Annotated in this window: 17 protein-coding genes; 9 read left to right on the top strand and 8 right to left on the bottom strand. The window is 34.7% G+C overall.

Translation table 11 applies throughout. The features are described 5' to 3' along the window. Positions 1-151: 151 nt before the first annotated feature. Positions 152-1,939 carry a lipid A export permease/ATP-binding protein MsbA gene (gene msbA, locus H3V11_RS03510; protein WP_037394684.1) on the bottom strand — a complete coding sequence of 596 codons (1,788 nt, stop codon included), beginning with the start codon at positions 1,937-1,939 and terminating at the stop codon, positions 152-154. Between the two features lie 492 nt (positions 1,940-2,431). On the opposite strand from msbA, the gene H3V11_RS03515 reads away from it, so the two are divergent. From H3V11_RS03515 to H3V11_RS03530, 4 genes are all read left to right on the top strand, one after another. After that, a complete protein-coding gene (locus tag H3V11_RS03515; protein ID WP_198223612.1) occupies positions 2,432-3,436 on the top strand; it encodes a hypothetical protein in 1,005 nt (334 codons plus the stop codon). 420 nt (positions 3,437-3,856) lie between these two features. Next, positions 3,857-4,069 carry a hypothetical protein gene (locus tag H3V11_RS03520; protein ID WP_025331663.1) on the top strand — a complete coding sequence of 71 codons (213 nt, stop codon included), beginning with the start codon at positions 3,857-3,859 and terminating at the stop codon, positions 4,067-4,069. Positions 4,070-4,160: 91 nt separating this feature from the next. Beyond that, the gene (locus H3V11_RS03525; protein ID WP_025331664.1) at positions 4,161-4,424 is read left to right on the top strand and encodes a glycosyltransferase; all 264 of its coding nucleotides are present in this window, start codon (positions 4,161-4,163) and stop codon (positions 4,422-4,424) included. Positions 4,425-4,640: 216 nt separating this feature from the next. Beyond that, positions 4,641-4,970: a hypothetical protein gene (locus H3V11_RS03530; protein ID WP_025331665.1), complete on the top strand. Its 330-nt coding sequence runs from the start codon at positions 4,641-4,643 to the stop codon at positions 4,968-4,970. A 166-nt stretch (positions 4,971-5,136) separates the two neighbouring features. On the opposite strand, the gene H3V11_RS03535 is transcribed toward H3V11_RS03530, so the two are convergent. Beyond that, positions 5,137-6,186, bottom strand: a complete 1,050-nt coding sequence (locus tag H3V11_RS03535; protein ID WP_025331666.1) for a hypothetical protein — start codon at positions 6,184-6,186, stop codon at positions 5,137-5,139. 191 nt (positions 6,187-6,377) lie between these two features. On the opposite strand from H3V11_RS03535, the gene rfbB reads away from it, so the two are divergent. From rfbB to rfbC, 3 genes are all read left to right on the top strand, one after another. Continuing rightward, positions 6,378-7,469 carry a dTDP-glucose 4,6-dehydratase gene (rfbB, locus tag H3V11_RS03540; RefSeq protein ID WP_370570171.1) on the top strand — a complete coding sequence of 364 codons (1,092 nt, stop codon included), beginning with the start codon at positions 6,378-6,380 and terminating at the stop codon, positions 7,467-7,469. 66 nt (positions 7,470-7,535) lie between these two features. Then, a complete protein-coding gene (gene rfbA / locus H3V11_RS03545) occupies positions 7,536-8,426 on the top strand; it encodes a glucose-1-phosphate thymidylyltransferase RfbA (RefSeq protein WP_198223614.1) in 891 nt (296 codons plus the stop codon). A gap of 2 nt (positions 8,427-8,428) precedes the next feature. Beyond that, entirely contained in the window at positions 8,429-9,007 is a 579-nt protein-coding gene (gene rfbC / locus H3V11_RS03550) for a dTDP-4-dehydrorhamnose 3,5-epimerase (RefSeq protein WP_198223615.1), read from the top strand. 110 nt (positions 9,008-9,117) lie between these two features. Here the strand turns inward: rfbC and H3V11_RS03555 are convergent, their stop codons facing one another. From H3V11_RS03555 to H3V11_RS12040, 3 genes are all read right to left on the bottom strand, one after another. After that, positions 9,118-10,764, bottom strand: a complete 1,647-nt coding sequence (locus H3V11_RS03555) for an HAD-IA family hydrolase (RefSeq protein WP_198223616.1) — start codon at positions 10,762-10,764, stop codon at positions 9,118-9,120. A 29-nt stretch (positions 10,765-10,793) separates the two neighbouring features. Next, positions 10,794-11,204 (bottom strand): rhamnan synthesis F family protein, encoded by a 411-nt coding sequence (locus tag H3V11_RS03560; RefSeq protein ID WP_370570165.1) that lies wholly within the window; start codon positions 11,202-11,204, stop codon positions 10,794-10,796. 90 nt (positions 11,205-11,294) lie between these two features. Continuing rightward, a complete protein-coding gene (locus tag H3V11_RS12040) occupies positions 11,295-11,504 on the bottom strand; it encodes a rhamnan synthesis F family protein (protein ID WP_143558009.1) in 210 nt (69 codons plus the stop codon). A 429-nt stretch (positions 11,505-11,933) separates the two neighbouring features. Between H3V11_RS12040 and rmuC the strand changes: the two genes are divergently transcribed. Beyond that, positions 11,934-13,514: a DNA recombination protein RmuC gene (gene rmuC, locus H3V11_RS03570; protein WP_370570166.1), complete on the top strand. Its 1,581-nt coding sequence runs from the start codon at positions 11,934-11,936 to the stop codon at positions 13,512-13,514. Between the two features lie 198 nt (positions 13,515-13,712). Then, positions 13,713-14,999, top strand: a complete 1,287-nt coding sequence (locus tag H3V11_RS03575; RefSeq protein WP_232335742.1) for an AmpG family muropeptide MFS transporter — start codon at positions 13,713-13,715, stop codon at positions 14,997-14,999. A gap of 195 nt (positions 15,000-15,194) precedes the next feature. Here the strand turns inward: H3V11_RS03575 and H3V11_RS03580 are convergent, their stop codons facing one another. From H3V11_RS03580 to purH, 3 genes are read right to left on the bottom strand one after another with little or no spacing between them, the layout of a single operon-like run. After that, on the bottom strand, positions 15,195-15,830 hold the full coding sequence (locus H3V11_RS03580) for an MBL fold metallo-hydrolase (RefSeq protein WP_096765812.1): 636 nt from the start codon (positions 15,828-15,830) through the stop codon (positions 15,195-15,197). A 25-nt stretch (positions 15,831-15,855) separates the two neighbouring features. Next, the gene (locus H3V11_RS03585) at positions 15,856-16,662 is read right to left on the bottom strand and encodes a sulfite exporter TauE/SafE family protein (protein WP_025331674.1); all 807 of its coding nucleotides are present in this window, start codon (positions 16,660-16,662) and stop codon (positions 15,856-15,858) included. Between the two features lie 33 nt (positions 16,663-16,695). Continuing rightward, positions 16,696-18,270 (bottom strand): bifunctional phosphoribosylaminoimidazolecarboxamide formyltransferase/IMP cyclohydrolase, encoded by a 1,575-nt coding sequence (gene purH, locus H3V11_RS03590; protein ID WP_025331675.1) that lies wholly within the window; start codon positions 18,268-18,270, stop codon positions 16,696-16,698. Positions 18,271-18,299 lie beyond the last annotated feature (29 nt).

An 18,299-nucleotide genomic window follows, 5' to 3' on the forward strand; every position in this document is an offset into this window, starting at 1 on the left:
ATTATTTCTACAATCATAGTATCCGGTTAGCAATCTATTTATAAATTTATTATGAATAAAGTACTGAAAATATAATATTTCTGCTACTTTTCAAACATATAAACCAATAAATAAAAAACAATATAGGCAATTTTAAACATTCTTAAATCTGTTAATTTAATGATTTATCTTCAGCTGAATTGCGGTTTTCACCAAACTGCATCCGATGTAAGAATGCATAACGTCCATTTTTTGCCAGTAAGTCTGCATGCTTACCCTGCTCGACAATTTTCCCCTGATGCATCACCACAATATTATCGGCATTTTCAATAGTCGACAAGCGATGCGCGATCACAATTGTGGTCCGGTTTTTCATTAGTGTTTCCAGAGCAGACTGCACTAATCGTTCTGATTCAGTATCCAAAGCACTAGTTGCCTCATCAAGAATTAAAATAGGCGCATCTTTTAACAATGCCCGTGCAATTGCCAAACGCTGTCGCTGACCTCCGGACAGCTTCATCCCCTGATCACCCACTTCAGTTTTTAAGCCTTCAGGCATATTACTGATAAATGACCAGGCATTAGCAGCTTTCGCAGCCTGAATAATATCTGCCTCTGTAGCATGTGGCGAACCATAAGCAATATTATTCGCAATAGTATCATTAAATAAAACAACATCCTGACTAACTAATGCCATTTTGGAACGAAGATTTTTCAATTCAAAATCATCAACATTTATACCACCTATACTTACATGTCCGCTGGTCGTATCGTAAAATCGCGGGATAAGATTTACTGTAGAAGTTTTACCGCAACCAGACTCCCCTACTAACGCAACCACACTACCCTGTTTAATTGTCAGGTTTAAATGATCTATCGCATTTTTATCCGCATGCTGATAACGCAATGTTACATTCTGAAAAACAATATCTCCAATAGGAGCAGTCAGCTGCTTTTTTCCCTGATTTTTTTCTTCTGGTTCATCCAGAAAGTGAAATACACTATCTGCAGCCATCAGTCCGGCCTGCAAAACACTGGACATATTGGTAATCCGTTTTAACGGATCAAACATCATCAGCATAGCTGACAGAAAAGACATAAAATCACCGGCAGTAAAGCCTGCATGACTGGCTCTTTTAGCAGCAACATATAAAATAATTGATAACGATGTGGCAATTAACAGTTGTGTTACTGCACTGCCAATAGACGTATACGACTGACGTCTTACAGCAAGACTACGCAGAGCCTTATTGGTTTTTTCCAGACGACTCTGTTCATACTGTTCACCACCATAAATGCGTACAACCCTTGTACCATCAATTGATTCAGACAAAATTTGCATGACCTGACCAAGATCATTCTGACTTTTAGTAACTAATCGGCGAATACGCTTATTAATAACCCTTACACACCAGGCAATTAATGGAATGGTAACAAAAGTGATCAGTGTTAATTGCCAGTCAAGATAAAACAACCAAATCAGAAGTCCCAAAACGGTCACACCATCTTTGGCAAAGACAGTGATCACATCAAAACCGGCAGCCGTTATTCCTTTAGCGTCATTGGTAATGCGCGACATCATGCGCCCGCGGCTGTTTTCCTGATAGTAACTCACAGGTAACATCATCATTTTTGCAAACAGATCACGCTGAATTACCTGGACCATCTGATTAGAAATATAAGCACTGGTATATTCATTTATATAGTTGGCAACCCCACGAAAAATGAACAAACCGATGATTTCAAATGGTACCCATTTCATAGCTTCGATATTTTTGTCAACGAAACCATTATCAATGATCGGCTTTAACAAATAAGCAAAAAGGGGACCTGTCACACCTACGACAACCATTGCCAATACAGAAATAAAAAAATACTTTACCAGCCCGCGCATATACGGAAATAATCTCTTATAAAGATTATGCGGTGAAAAAGCATCAGCCTTTTTACTTTTTTTCATTCGCTTCCCAGAACAATCAAATACAAAACAAAACACAGTGTCGATGAAATTACCTGTCGGTATCTCATCATAAACGGCATAAATCCATTAAATTCAGCAAACTGCCAATCTAAACCTATACCAATTATCAACTTCTAAAATCACATACAACTTGTATTCTATCAAATCGAAAACAATCTGAATAAAATACCTGATAAAAATTCTCTCCAGTACAAAAATCCACTACCAAATCAATGAAATTTAAATCAGTTGAGACAAACTAAGCACTGATCTTACCGAATTTAATTTACATATTGCTAACAAATACAGTTTATTTAAAACAATTTGTTGATAAATATTGTATATATTTTTACTCTAAAAGAATAATCAAAACACATATGATATTTAAATTTGAATTAAAATATAAACTTATTCTGTATATTGATTGGATAAATCCAATTCTTTACATTCAGCAGTTTTAATTGTTATCAACATCTAAATCAGTTTTTATTCATGACTCGTAAAACCATCATATTAGCTATGCCACCAAGCAATGGTATAGTTGAATTAATTGAAAAAAACCTTCAATTTCACGGATATCAAGTTTTACGATTAGATAGTGTACTGAAATTCAAATATAACAGTATTTGGGAACGTGTATATCACTTTCTGCACAAAAATATCACCCAGAGTAAGACATATAAAAAAACTCTACGAGAAAAACAAAGTTTTCATAAAGCAAAACAACTTCTGGCAGATAATCTTTATGACTATGCCTTAGTTATCCGGCCAGATATCTATCCGCCAAAGGTATTGGCTTTATTAAAAAAGCATACTAAAAAAAGATTTATTGGCTATCAATGGGATGGACTAAAACGCTTTCCAGTAAAAAATATTATTCATTTATTTGATCGGTTTTTTATTTTTGATCATACCGATTTAAATAACGCTGACTACCAAAACCATCAACTGTACAGTACTACTAATTTCTATTTTGATGTTATAAAGCCGGATTATGTCCAAAATGATAAGTTAGAAGCTTACTATATTGGTGACCATCAGAAAAGTCGCGTTGCCATGATAGAGCAATGTGCCGAAAAACTTGCGGAAAATGGAGTCCGTATTAAATTTATAATACCCACGAGCAAAAAAAGTGATATTAAATGTTATAAATCAAAATATCTTACTTTTGGTAAAAAAAATCGCCTATCTTATCAAGATAACTTAAAAAATGTCTCAACAGCGGATATCTTGGTAGATTTTGTTATTGCAGATCATAACGGTTTATCGTTCCGCCATTTTGAAGCACTTTACTACAAAAAAAAAATAATCACCACCAACAAACACATTCAATATTATGATTTTTATCATCCGAATAATATATTCATTTGGGACGATAAAAATTTAGGAGAGATAAATAACTTTCTTATGAAACCATATAGTCCTATAAATCCGGATATAGTTGCGAAATACAGTTTTAAAAACTGGATAGAAAATATTTTAGGTATAAATTCATAATTAAAATATATAGACTCATTCAGAATTTAGTCTGAAATTTGTAACACCAGATAAATTTTGCAAGTGACAGTCTTTAAAATTCCGAACGGAAATTAAATACAATAATATTTTAAATAAATATTCTCTTTAATTTTTATTAAAATCAATTATTTAAATGAAATTTAATTTACAATATACATATATGTATCCGGGTTTAAATTTATAAAAAAATAACTTATAGTAACAATATAAAGAACAATAATTTATTTCAACAAAATACGATTCAAACCATTACAAATTGGATTTATAACAATAATGTTTTTGGAATTGGTACTGAATGGATTACTACTTCTGTTGCAACAACAGCTATTTTACAAGTGTGTATTACAGCGAACCGAAATAAACAACAATATTTAGGCGAAATCAATCACTGCACATTAAATGTGCCATAAAACATCATACTATCTCATACCACAGGAAATTCCTGCAGAGAAAAAAGATGTTACACAATTACTCACTTTAGGCGGTTGGCCATGTGGCGTTATAGGACATTGGAAAGCTAATAAGAACAAGATAAAACCTGAAATTTATAGAATAGCAACTAAATTTTTTGATAAATATCCTGAATTAATTAAGAATTATTTGATGAATTAATATAACTATTAACGAAAATCTATACTCAATTAAAAGTTGGTCTGATATACAACTAAACAATATAAAACATAATAATTCAGTAGCAATCATCATGCGGACCAAAAATCGCCCTGTATTATTAGCTCGGGCATTGGAAAGTGTTATTCAACAAAGCTATACAAACTGGCATTTATATCTGGTTAATGACGGAGGTGATACCAGCTCCGTTAATCAATTAATTGATCTGAATTTTATAGATTTAAACCATAAAATTACCGTAATACATAACAATTATTCCTTAGGAATGGAAGCAGCATCTAACTGCGGTCTAAATATTGCTAATGAAGAATATTTAGTCATACACGATGACGCCTAGCACCCTGATTTTTTTTTAAAGAAACTGTTGCCTATCTCAATTCAGAACAACAAGCTGTTGCTGTATTAACAAATTGTATTATCATTAATGAAGAAATTCAGGAAGATAAATCCATTCAACTTGGTACAATGCGATGGCCTAACAGACATGATCAGGTTGATATTACAACTTTAATAAAAAAATAATGTATCTCCTCCGGTATGCTTACTTATTAGAATGAGCGTTGCTAAACAAATTGGTGAATTCAACAAAAACTTACCCGTTTTGGGAGATTGGGATTACATATTACGATTGTTTAAAGCTGGTGAAATAAAAACATTAAATAAGATTTTAGCCTATTATTATCTTAGACCAAATCACAGTAATAATTATGGGAATTCGGTTATCGCAGCAATAGATAGACACCAAAAATATCATGTTGAATTTAGAAATTCTTTTGTTCGTCAATCTATTTTAGAAAATCAGGGAAATTATAGTATTTTACATATACTGTTAAATGATAATATGAAAAATATAACTTATTATCACAAAAAATCGATAAATTAGATCATAAAATCGTCAATATCCAAAGAAATGTTTATTCTTTACGAAGAAAATCATTTCCCTTAAAGAGGCTGGCAGCAAAACTACAGCGGTACATAAAAAATGGAGACATAAAATTTAAAATTAATCTAATACTACATATATATTTTCTAAATGGTTCAATTTTAATTTATTGAAAAGGCAAGCGTATTTTATCATATGGGGATAAATTTAGAATATTCTTTATCCAATTACCAAAACTATATTTTTTTACAATTTCATCATCTATCGGTCTAAAGGGTTTAGATAAAAACTCTTTAATTTTTTGTGAAAGATCATCTTTATGCCAGATAAGAATATTATCAGGATGATAAAAATCGTAGTTAGATACATTAACATTATTAGTAATTAATTTTTTCTGGTAATACAAAGCTTCAAAAATCCGAAAAGATAAACCATTATGAAGTGGATTAACGAAATCGACAATAATATCTATTTCGTTTAACATTTCTATATTTTGAGAAAAATCAATTTCATTTTCGGCACCAAAGATAAAATAATCAGAGCAATGGTATTGATTAATCTTATCCTGATTACTCGTAGGGATAATAAACTTTAGCTGAATACCGTTTTCAATTAACTCTGCTGCACAATATTCAATGTCAGCAACACGTTCGGAAACATGTGTTCCTACAAAATATGCTATTGTTCCTTTATGCTTTATCGGTTGCGGTTTGTTCATATCAAAATAAAAATTGGTTATTCCTTCCAATTTATGGTTTTGATAATTATTATCTACTATATCATAGCTATCAAATACATAAAATTTATCAAATAAATTTATTGTTTCTTTTGTACAAGGCATACGTCTCATTCCATCCCACTGATAAGCAATAAATTCGTTTTTTGTATGTGCTTTCATCAAATTTAATAAGCTTATTGGATACAAATCAGGACGTATAATAATAGCATATTCATAATTTCTTTTATTTAACGCTTGCTCAGCATTTGATAAAAGTAATTTTTCTTTTAACTTTGTTTTATATGAATAATTTCTAAAAAAAAGCTTTTGCACCAGATTATACAAATAATCTTTAAAACTCTGATAATGAAAATGCTTGATATATTCTGGGTAGTTATCTATGTACAATACCTCAAATCCGTAAAATTCCAGATTTTTTTTGATTTGTAAGTAAATATTACGGCTTTTAGGCATACCCAGAATAATTGTTTTTGTCATAAAATATACCTTATCTCCCATACAAATTTTACGGAACCATTATACAATATAAATTTAGACAATATTTAGACCAACTATATTGCTTGTTAAACAAAAATAATTCAAATTTAAATTAAATAAATTTTTTCCATATTACTTTAAATTTTTTATATCTTAATATAGTTTATATTATAAAATATTACATTTTACCAATTTTTGAATGTAATTTTATGAATATTCTTATCACTGGAGGAGCAGGATTTATTGGGTCAGCAGTTATTAGATATCTGATCAATGAAACTGACCATAAAATTTTGAATGTTGACAAATTAACCTATGCCGGTAACTTAGAATCATTAGCCACCATTGCAAATAATTCACGTTATCATTTTTGTCAGGCAGATATTAATGATCAAGCACTTATAACACAATTATTTAAGCAATTTCAGCCAGACATAGTAATGCATCTGGCAGCAGAATCACATGTTGATCGTTCAATATCCAGCTCAGCAGAATTTATTCAGACTAATATTGTAGGCACATTTCAACTTTTGGAAATAAGTCGTCTTTACTGGGAAAATTTGCCTGAAGAAAAACAACATCTATTTCGCTTCCATCACATATCAACTGATGAAGTATATGGTGATCTTAGTGATTTAAGTTCAGAATTATTTACAGAATCTACTCCATACGCTCCAAGTTCACCATATTCAGCCAGTAAGGCAAGTTCAGACCATCTGGTTCGTGCCTGGCATCGTACTTATGGACTGCCTGTTATTATTACAAATTGCTCGAATAATTATGGACCTTACCATTTCCCGGAGAAATTAATTCCATTAACTATTCTTAATGCTTTACAAGGAAAAAAACTGCCTGTATACGGAAATGGTGAACAAATCCGGGACTGGCTGTATGTTGAAGATCACGCCAGAGCTTTATATCAGGTTGTCACAAAGGCCGAAGCAGGCAGTACCTATAATATTGGAGGGCATAATGAACAGAAAAATATTGATGTCGTAAAAAATATATGTACTCTTCTAAATGAACTGGCACCCAATAAAACACTTGGGATAAAATCCTACAAAGATTTAATCACATTTGTTCCAGATCGTCCCGGACATGATGTACGTTATGCTATTGATGCGAATAAGATTAAACAAGAACTTGGCTGGGAACCAGAAGAAAATTTTCAATCAGGTTTACGCAAAACCGTATTATGGTATTTAAACAATCAGGATTGGGTAAATCATATTCTGACCGGAGAATATCAGAAATGGATACAACAACAATACCACCCGCAATAAAACATGATAAATCAAATATTTATTTAAAATTAAATTCTAATTGAATTAATAATCAAGGAACAAAAAATGGTTAAACGAAAGGGTATTATACTGGCTGGCGGATCCGGAACCAGACTTTATCCTATTACTTTAGGCGTATCAAAACAGTTATTACCCATTTATGATAAACCGATGATTTACTATCCCCTTTCTGTACTTATGCTGGCCGGGATACGAGAAATCATGATTATTTCAACTCCTGCAGATTTACCTAATTTTAAAAAAATGTTAGGTGACGGCAGAGATTTAGGAATTGATTTATCTTATAAAGTACAACCATCTCCTGACGGATTGGCACAAGCTTTTATTCTTGGAGCAGAATTTATTGGCAAAGATAATGTCACACTTATCCTGGGTGATAACATTTTTTACGGGCAAAGTTTCGGTACACAATTACAAAAGGCAGCACAACAAGAAAAAGGTGCTACCGTATTCGGTTATTATGTTAATGACCCTGAGAGATTCGGTGTAGTCGAATTTGACACCAATGGAAAAGCACTTTCCATAGAAGAAAAACCGAATGAAGCAAAATCAAATTATGCGATTACAGGGTTATATTTTTATGATAATGAAGTTATTGAGATAGCCAAAAGTATTCGCCCTTCACCCAGAGGTGAACTTGAAATAACCGATATTAACAATGCTTATTTAAATAAGAAATTATTAAATGTTGAAATACTCGGGCGTGGCTTTGCCTGGTTGGATACTGGTACACATGATTCATTGATTGAAGCCAGCTGTTTTGTTCAGACAATTGAAAAAAGACAGGGTTTAAAAATAGCATGTCTTGAAGAAATTGCTTTTAATAATAGCTGGATAGATTTAGATCAATTGTATAAACGCGGCAAACTTTTTCAAAAGACAGATTATGGTCAATATCTATTAAAACTATATAGTGAATTTTCTAGGAAAGCCTGAATATGAATGTGATTGAGACTAAGATTAAAGATCTGCTGATTTTAGAACCCAGAGTTTTTGCAGACAATCGTGGTTGGTTTATGGAAAGTTTTAACCAGACAACTTTTAATTCCATTCTATCGTCATATAATCAATCAATTGTAAACTTTGTACAAGATAATCACTCAATTTCACATAGGGGCGTAATCCGTGGATTGCATTATCAGATAAATCCATATGCTCAAGGAAAACTTGTAAGAGTAGTCAGTGGAAAAGCATGGGATGTCGCTGTAGATATACGGACATCATCTCCAACTTTTGGTCAATGGGTGGGAGTCGAGCTATCTGAAAACAATCTTCGGCAATTCTGGATACCCGCTGGATTTGCACATGGTTTCATTGCCTTAGAAGATAATACTCAATTCTTATATAAAACCACCAATTATTATTCTAAAGAATGCGAACGCAACCTGTTATGGAATGATACAGATCTAGCTATTAATTGGCCGATTGAAAACGATATGTCAATAAATCAAACAGAAAAAGACAATAATGCTCCAAATTTTAAGAAACTGATAGATAACAAAATCGATTTATTTTAAGCAAATAAAAGGATTAAATCATTAATCCTTTTATTTTTTCTTAATTCAATACTAATCGTATCAACTAACCAAACCTCTGCCACAATAATCGTCATCCAGAATTAAATTTTCTAAAACTTTATTTTTTTAATTCTTAAAGTTAAACAAAAGTCTTTATATAAAGAGTCGGCGATAAACAAAGAAGATTTAAAATCAAAGTAAAGATTTTTACGAAGATTGACCGCATCCTTCACAAAATCTATAGCACCTTGTTGTAAAGCATTTCTTATTGGCCGGGTTGCCAGTTCTCTATCGGACAAATTTTTAAACTCTCCTTTTAGCATATCATCATTAATGCAATATTTTATAATTTGAGTATCATCAGCACTTAATAATTTTTCTAACTCAAAACTTCGGGCAAAAATTTGAGAATCAGGATACAGATTTGCTAAATTATTTACATAACAGCCTTTTATCTTAATATCTTTTGTTAATCCTTCCATATTTGGGATAATTGTTGCAAAGTAATAACCATGAATTGGCTGCATCGATAGTTTATTTAATGCTTGTTGAATTGTCCCGGAATACCCTACATCTACAACTGCAGAACTTTTACTTGAAAAGAGACCGGATTTTTTCAGATATGTCATTAAAGGTTGTTTTTCAGTTTGTGCCAGACTTAAAATATCTGTTTGCAGGTATTCTAATAAAGGCTTTATATGATCAATTTGTTTTTGTTTTATAATTAATTTTTTATCCTTATCCCATAAATTTTTTTGATATATATTTTTCCAACGTTCAGCATCCAGAATTAAGCCAAATCGCTCAATCAAATAATTTTGAATACTATTTTCACAGTAGTTTTTCTCTGCAATATCAATAATATCCTCAAAAGAATTAATAGCCGGTACTGTTACACATCTACGAGAAACTTGCAGATAATGGCTTTGAGGAGTATTTTTTTGAGGTGAACTCCACAAATCATAAATTTGTTTAACAAGCTTACCTTCTCTGGCTAAAAAATATAATTCATTAATATGATCTATTTGGGCTTGCTCAATCAGCCATTGACAAAAGGCACTCACTACAGGCCCTAATACGTTATAACCTAACTGATAAGGATTTGAGCTAAATAATTTGAATTTTTCTGATGAGTTATTATACCCATATATATTGTTTAAATTTTTTCTGACTAATAAGCCTATTGTTAATTCATTATTAATATTATCTTGATTTAAATCGCTTTTTATAATTTTAAAATAGTCAGGCAGTGCACATGCCAAATCCGCAGCCCTCAGAATATGAATACATTTTATTCCAAATTCATCCGTAGGCAATTGTATATCCGAACGTTCATTGTCACCAATCATCACTACTTCGCGACCAGTGATATCCTCTTTGTTTAACATGTACTTATATAGCTCTCCAGTATCCTTTCGAACTCCGGTTTCTGAAGATAAATATAAATTATGCCATTCAGTAATTCCATGCTGGGATAACATCCTCTCAACTATTTCCCTTGATAAAAACATATCGCTAACTAAAATAACTTTTTTCCCTATATTTTTAACAAATTGCATTAATTCAATTACGTTATAACGAGGACTGACTGAAGCCAGTTCAACTCTTTCCTCAATTTTTTGTATTTGCTGAACCTGATTATCTGTAAGTTGTGATAAATTTTTAAACTGGACATATATTTCATTTAATGAAATATCCTTACCTTTACTACTTCTGGCCTGAGTTTCTGCAACTACCCGATATTTTTTAAAAATCACTCTGCATTCATCATCAAGATACTGGGATATTATTTTTTTGTGTGTTCAGGATTTAAAAGTGGCCTTACCAATAAGGTATCAAATATATCAAAAGCAACTACTATTACTTTCTCTTGGTTAATTCTTGATTTATAAAATTGTATATCTCGTGTCAGGTATTGGGTATCAATTCGGAAGGATGACCAGGAAGGATACTTTAAATCCTGAATAATTAGTGAGCTATAACCAGTTAAAGAAGGTACAATGCCTAGCAATCTTTCAAGTGCATGTGCCGATGTTCCATCTGTTTGTCCTCGTTCTTCTGAAAAATCTTCCCATTTCAAATTGAGATCAAATAAAGGCACTAATGCATTCGTTTTAGCCCAAAACATTGAGCCAACCGGATAATTGAAATAACCATTTATCATTGGTAATTGCATACGAGTTAATAACTTTTGCACCCTGGCTTTTATTTGCTAACCAAGTACAAGCAAAATAAGGTAGCAGATGATAAATTTGTGGATAAATTATACCTAAATTATTATTTTCTATTAATAATGAATAAATTTTACCCCTTTGTTATATATCGATTTCTTACTGTGTAAATATGCCAGATAATCATACTGCTTTAATTGCTGACCAAACTCTGCAAACATTGGCACGATGTCACGACCACGATTTAGAACTATTTTTATTTTAATTTCATATGCAATTTTTAATTTATTTTTATATAAGAAAATTTTATGTGAAAAATTTTTTATTTACAAGACAATAAATAAAAAATTTATTATCTGCAACATATTAACAACCTAATACGTTGAAATAAGGGTATACATATATTTATGATTATTGGAAATAAATTTGTGTTTTATGATATCTTTTTATTATTTCAGCATATTAAATACAGATATCTGCAAAAAATAAAACCAAATTCAGAATTCATTAATAAATATCGATTATTTTGATACTACTTATAAATTTTATTATTTTATATGTTTTTAACATTTTAAATATACTTAATATAAATAGAATATACGAATTCAATATTCACATAACTATTTTTCAGTAGCTCATCAATAGGTTTAGTCTAATCTTCACATTACAACACTGAATTATTCGATGTCAGTGTTAAATAAATGCTATTATTTAACACTGTTGTTTGCTATAAATTTTAATAAATCATGACCATTATGACTTGGCTAATTTTGATATTTTTATTTATCTTAATCATTTGTATATTATATCTATTTTCACGCCAAAAGTTATTACAGGAACGCCAGGCCGGGGATATTCTCTTATCTGAAGCCCAAAATGAGCTAAGTCGTATTCAGGCAGAAGTAAATAATCTACACCAAATCAATCAGAATTATAATGCTGAGCTTTGTAATTGCCGCCAAGAATTACAAATCGTACATAAACGTTTAAGTGCAGCCGAAGCTGTTAATGCTCAATTAACCGATATTCAGAGTGCTTTAGAGCGGGAACAGCAACAGTGCCGATCTGTTTCTACCCAACTGGCAGCAGCAGAACAGCAACTACAAGACTGGCAGTTACGTAGTGAGGAGTGGCATTTGCGTGAAGAAGAGTTTCTAAAGGTACAGGAAGAATTAAATCATGTGCGTGTGGAAAATAGTCGTCTAGCTACACAATTAAAGCATGAACGTGAAACTTATGATGAAAAGCTGACTTTGCTTAATGAAGCCCGTGTTAGTCTGACTGATCAGTTTAAATCACTGGCCAATGATATACTTGAAGAAAAAAGTAAACGTTTCAGTGAACAGAATCAAACCAGTCTTAATCAGTTATTAACTCCCTTACATGAACGTATGCAGGGATTTAGTCAGCTTGTACAAAATACTTATGAAAAAGAAGCTAAAGAGCGCACTACTCTTGAAACTGAACTGAAACATTTACAGCAGTTAAATGCGCAGCTGCACAATGATGCTAAAGCACTTACAGATGCATTAACTGGTACCCAGAATAAAAATCAGGGTAACTGGGGCGAAATGATTCTGGAAAAAGTGCTGGAAAATTCAGGTTTACATAAGGGGCGTGAATATGTTTTACAGGCATCCTCTACTGTTATTGATGAGGATGGCCGGCAGCGCCGGCTGCAACCGGATGTTCTGGTGAATTTACCGGAGAATAAACAGATCGTTATTGATGCAAAAACTTCGTTAACTGCTTATGTACGCTATACTCAGGCAACAGATCCCGGTTCTGCGACCAAAGCACTGGCAGCCCATATTCAGTCGGTACGCCAGCATATTAAGGATCTTTCAGCTAAAAGCTATGATGAAATTGACGGGTTAAATACACTGGATTTTGTGTTCATGTTTATTCCGGTTGAACCGGCATACTTACTTGCCTTGCAACAGGATAATCAGCTTTTTGATGATTGTTTTCAGAAACGGATTATGCTGGTCGGACCCAGCACCTTACTGGCGACATTACGTACAATTGCGCATATCTGGCGTAATGAACAGCAAAACCAGAATGCTTTGGCTATAGCCAAAGAAGGCGGCAAACTATATGACAAATTTGTTGGTTTTGTGAATACGCTTGAAGGTGTAGGTAAAAATCTGGATCAGGCTCAGGGACAATTTCAGAAAGCAATGGGGCAATTAGTAAACGGACGTGGTAATCTGGTAAGTAAAGCCAATAAATTACGTCAATTAGGTGTACAAAGCGGTAAAATTTTACCAGAACATTATCAAATCTCAGAAGACGACGAGGAAGAACTAACTCTGTCTATTCCTGATTCACTTTGAAAAAAGTTCGCCATTTATTTTAATGTATTGATGATTTAAATATGATTTTGTTTAAATGTATATCAGTAATTTAAATTATAAACCAACTTACAAGAGCTGTTAACAGACAGTAATTTTAACCATCTTGCCAATTACATAAATAATTAATATTTATGTAGTCTTTCAGGCATATATCATTTGCTGCTGGGTTGTATCCGAATGACTCAAACTGACTCTCAATCATCTGTTTCATTATTACGCAGAATTTTTAGCCGACATATGCTGATATGTATATTTACAGGTTTCAGCTCTGGTTTGCCCTATTATTTTCTGATTAATCTGATTCCGGCATGGTTACATAGTGAACATATAGATTTGGCAACTATTGCTTCATTTTCCATTATCGGTCTGCCTTTTACCTGGAAATTCTTATGGTCACCATTGATGGATTTAGTTAAATTACCATGGCTGGGTAGACGGCGTGGCTGGATGTTTATCACACAAATTGCATTATTACTGACTTTACTCGGCTACATCGGGCTTAATCCTAATCAGAATATGACAACTATAAAAATTCTATCTGTGTTCGTAGCCTTTTTTGCGGCCAGTCAGGATATTGTTTTGGATGCTTTCCGGCGTGAAATATTGCAGGATAATGAGTTAGGATTAGGTAATGCAATTCATGTTTATGCCTATCGTATTGCCTCAATTATACCGGGCTCTTTATCATTGATTCTGGCTGAGACACATCCATGGTCGACAGTATTCGCCATTACCGCACTATTTATGCTTCCTGGTCTATTTATGACCTTCTTTCTGACACAAGAACCCAAACTTCCTGTAATTACTCACAAATCTTTTAATCAGACAGTTATTGCTCCTTTTAATGAATTTTTTAATCGTAAAGGTATTAAAAATGCTTTGCTGATACTGTGTTTTATTTTTTTGTATAAACTGGGTGACAGTATGGCTACTGCGCTGGCTACACCTTTTTATTTAGATATGGGCTTCAGTAAAATAGATATCGGTCTGATTGCTAAAAATGCCGGCTTGTGGCCAACAATTATTGCTGGTATTTTGGGCGGGATCTGGATGATTAAATTAGGTATTAATCGTGCTTTATGGCTATTCGGACTGGTACAGGTTTTTTCTATATTGGGATTTGTCTGGCTGGCAAGTCAGGGACCTTTTGCCGTAATCAGTTTAAAGCAGCAGTTAATGCTGGCAACCGTTATTGGCGTTGAAGCAATTGGTGTGGGTTTGGGTACGGCTGCTTTTGTGGCTTATATGGCACGTGAAACCAACCCTGCCTTTACTGCCACACAACTGGCATTGTTTACCAGTCTGGCGGCAGTACCAAGAACTTTATTTAATGCAACAACCGGTTATCTGATTAACTGGCTGGGCTATGTCAATTTTTTCTGGTTATGCTTTTTTCTGGCATTCCCCGGTATGCTGCTATTAATAAAAGTTGCGCCATGGAATAAAAACGTAACAGATACTTAGTACTGCACTTGTACATATAATTAAACTAAAAAGAGATTATCAGAACTTAGTTTGTGCCTAATTCAAAAGCCAATTGGCAAACAGAATGATCTGGTTCAATTCAGAATACATAATTCTAAATATTTGCATTAAAGCTTCAATAATCAGGTTTTGCAGGATAAATTTGAATACTTTGTCAGTTAAATGCAAACCTGATTAACGTAAATATGGATTATGCAGTTTCTCATGACCGATAGTAGTCATAGGACCATGCCCCGGCAAAACTCGAGTACTATCAGGCAAAGTTAGTAGTTTACTTTGAATCCCATGAATTAAATCCGCATGATTTCCGCCCGGGAAATCAGTACGGCCGATAGATTCACGGAATAAAACATCACCGGCAATCAACAGGTTATTTGCCTGACTGTAAAACACAACATGACCGGGCGTATGACCGGGTATGTGATAAACAATAAATTTATGTTCACCAACGGATAATTCATCGCCATCTTCCAACCAGCGTGTGGGAGTAAGTGGTTTACTAACCGGAAAACCGTAATTAGCGGTAATTTCAGGCAATGCCTGCAACCAATAATCATCAGACTGATGCGGCCCCAGCACGGGAACACTTTGCTGCTCAGTTAAATCGGCTACACCACTGGCATGATCAAGATGTCCATGTGTTAACCAGATAGCCTGCAGTTTAAGCTGGTGCTGGCTGACTGCTGATAATAAACGTTCAGCCTCTCCGCCAACATCAGTTAGTACTGCTTCCCTGCTGACATCATCCCAAAGCAATGCTGCATTTTGTTGAAATGGTGTTACTGGTATCACTTGAATTTGTAAAGCCATTATTTTCTCTTATTTTGCTACAAATTTATAAGAATAGTGCTTTGCTTAAAAAATATATACTCATGAATAATAGTAAACAGGCAAAACATTGCTTCAGCATTGTCGGTGAAAGCCGATGAGCTACTTTAGCACCCTGTCTGGCAGTGATAAAGCTCATAATACTTATACCAATAAATGCGTAAATATGAACATAACCAATGGTATGAGCTATATCAATGTGTTCATGCGTTCCAAAGAATATAAAGCCTAAAGCTCCGGCAATCGCAATCGGCAAACCACATGCAGCGGAGGATCCTACTGCCTGCTGCATTGTTATTCCGCTTCGATTCAGATAAGGCACTGTTAAACTTCCGCCTCCGATACCAAATAAAGCAGATGCCAGGCCAATAACAACACCTGCACACCAGTGCCAGCGTGGATTAATTAACGGCCTGTTCTGTCTGCTGGATTTTACCCTGGCACTGTGAAGCATATTGATGCCAACAAACAAAGTAAAAATACCGATAACCAGTTGCAATTTCTGACCGGATAAAGCATCGGCAATAGCCGCACCTGCGAATGAGCCAAATACAAGTCCAGGAGTTAACCGTCCTACCACCGGCCAGAGCACTGCATGATTTTTATTATGAGCCAGCATGGAACTGACTGACGTAACCATAATAGTGGCCAGGGATGTGCCAAGCGCAAGATGCATGGTGACAGTCTCACCATAGCCCGCATGCATAAAGACTATATAGAGTATAGGAACAACGATTAAACCGCCACCTACTCCGAACAGACCAGCAGCAAAGCCGGCTACCGCACCGATTATTAAATAAGCAAGCAGTTCCATAGATTATTTTTTTTGCTGCACTAATACTGTATATTAATGGCGAAAGTGGCGTACTCCGGTTACGACCATTGCTATACCATGCTCATTAGCTGCATTAATCACCTCTTCATCCCGTACAGAACCGCCAGGCTGAATAATGGCTTTAATACCCTGCGCAGCAATTACATCTACACCATCTCTGAAAGGAAAAAATGCATCTGAGGCAGCACAGGCACCTGCCAGTTCAAAACCTGCATCCTGTGCCTTACGGGCAGCGATTCTGGTTGAATCAACTCTGCTCATCTGACCGGCCCCGATACCGTAGGTTTGACCGTCTTTGCCAAAAACAATTGCATTCGATTTTACGTATTTCGCCACTTTCCATACAAACAGTAAATCATGCATTTCCTGTTCAGTCGGTGAACGTAATGTGACTACCTGCAATTGTGCTTTTTCGATCTGATGATTATCCGGTGTCTGTACCAGCAGACCACCGCCAACACGCTTTAATTCAAACTGATTGGCTCCGGCTGACAAGGGAATTTCAAGCACACGTACATTTTTTTTAGCAGCAATAATGGTTTTTGCCTCTGCAGTAAATCCGGGTGCCATTAATACCTCAAGAAACTGACCGGTAACTGCTTCTACTGTTGCTGCATCTACCTCACGGTTAAACGCGATAATACCGCCAAATGCACTGGTTGTATCGGTAGCAAATGCCAGACGGTAAGCAGTTAACGTATCCGCTGCAACTGCTACTCCGCAAGGGTTAGCATGCTTAACGATAACACAGGCTGGCTGAGTAAAAGATTTAACAGCCTCCCACGCTGCATCGGCATCAGCAATATTGTTATACGATAATTCTTTGCCTTGCAATTGCTGATAATTAGCCAGACTACCGGCAGCCGGCTTCACATCACGATAAAATGCTGCCTGCTGATGAGGATTTTCTCCATAGCGTAAATCCTGCACTTTCAACCAGTTCTGGTTATATTGCTGAGGAAAAGTGTGTAATTGCGGCTTTCCAGACAGATTTTGATCGTTAATACGAGTCAGGTAATTAGTGATCATGCCGTCATATTGAGCTGTATGGGCAAAAGCTTTTCGTGCCAGATTAAAACGCGTTTGCGCGGATAAACTGCCAAGCTGCTGTATTTCGGCAATAACGGCTTCATAATCATGATAATCTGTAACAATGGCTACATCCCGCCAGTTTTTGGCTGCAGAACGCACCATTGTCGGACCACCAATATCAATGTTTTCAATAGCATCTTCCAGTGTGCAGTCAGGTTTAGCTACTGTTGCCGCAAATGGATACAAATTTACACAAACCAGATCAATGGTTCCAATATCATGCTCTGCCATTTGTGCTACATGCTCAGGACAGTCACGCCGTCCCAGAATACCGCCATGAATTTTCGGATGTAATGTTTTAACCCGTCCGTCCAGCATTTCCGGAAAACCCGTATAGTCTGCCACTTCAGTGACAGCAATACCGGCATCAGCCAGTAAACTGGCTGTGCCGCCGGTTGACAGTAATTCAACCCCCAGTTGTGCCAGCTGATGCGCAAATTCAATTACACCTGTTTTGTCTGATACACTCAGCAGTGCCCGTTTGATTACAGCCATGATTTCTCCCTTAATATGCGAATATTACT

The organism is Snodgrassella sp. W8158 (genome assembly GCF_016100435.1).
Classification (GTDB): Bacteria; Pseudomonadota; Gammaproteobacteria; order Burkholderiales; family Neisseriaceae; genus Snodgrassella; species Snodgrassella alvi.

What these genes read in the sequence shown, in the direction of transcription:
- msbA (WP_037394684.1), bottom strand. Translation starts at nt 1,939, where the DNA reads ATGAAAAAAAGTAAAAAGGCTGATGCTTTTTCACCGCATAATCTTTAT.
- H3V11_RS03515 (WP_198223612.1), top strand. Translation starts at nt 2,432, where the DNA reads ATGACTCGTAAAACCATCATATTAGCTATGCCACCAAGCAATGGTATA.
- H3V11_RS03520 (WP_025331663.1), top strand. Translation starts at nt 3,857, where the DNA reads ATGTGCCATAAAACATCATACTATCTCATACCACAGGAAATTCCTGCA.
- H3V11_RS03525 (WP_025331664.1), top strand. Translation starts at nt 4,161, where the DNA reads ATGCGGACCAAAAATCGCCCTGTATTATTAGCTCGGGCATTGGAAAGT.
- H3V11_RS03530 (WP_025331665.1), top strand. Translation starts at nt 4,641, where the DNA reads ATGAGCGTTGCTAAACAAATTGGTGAATTCAACAAAAACTTACCCGTT.
- H3V11_RS03535 (WP_025331666.1), bottom strand. Translation starts at nt 6,186, where the DNA reads ATGACAAAAACAATTATTCTGGGTATGCCTAAAAGCCGTAATATTTAC.
- rfbA (WP_198223614.1), top strand. Translation starts at nt 7,536, where the DNA reads ATGGTTAAACGAAAGGGTATTATACTGGCTGGCGGATCCGGAACCAGA.
- rfbC (WP_198223615.1), top strand. Translation starts at nt 8,429, where the DNA reads ATGAATGTGATTGAGACTAAGATTAAAGATCTGCTGATTTTAGAACCC.
- rmuC (WP_370570166.1), top strand. Translation starts at nt 11,934, where the DNA reads ATGACTTGGCTAATTTTGATATTTTTATTTATCTTAATCATTTGTATA.
- H3V11_RS03575 (WP_232335742.1), top strand. Translation starts at nt 13,713, where the DNA reads ATGACTCAAACTGACTCTCAATCATCTGTTTCATTATTACGCAGAATT.
- H3V11_RS03580 (WP_096765812.1), bottom strand. Translation starts at nt 15,830, where the DNA reads ATGGCTTTACAAATTCAAGTGATACCAGTAACACCATTTCAACAAAAT.
- H3V11_RS03585 (WP_025331674.1), bottom strand. Translation starts at nt 16,662, where the DNA reads ATGGAACTGCTTGCTTATTTAATAATCGGTGCGGTAGCCGGCTTTGCT.
- purH (WP_025331675.1), bottom strand. Translation starts at nt 18,270, where the DNA reads ATGGCTGTAATCAAACGGGCACTGCTGAGTGTATCAGACAAAACAGGT.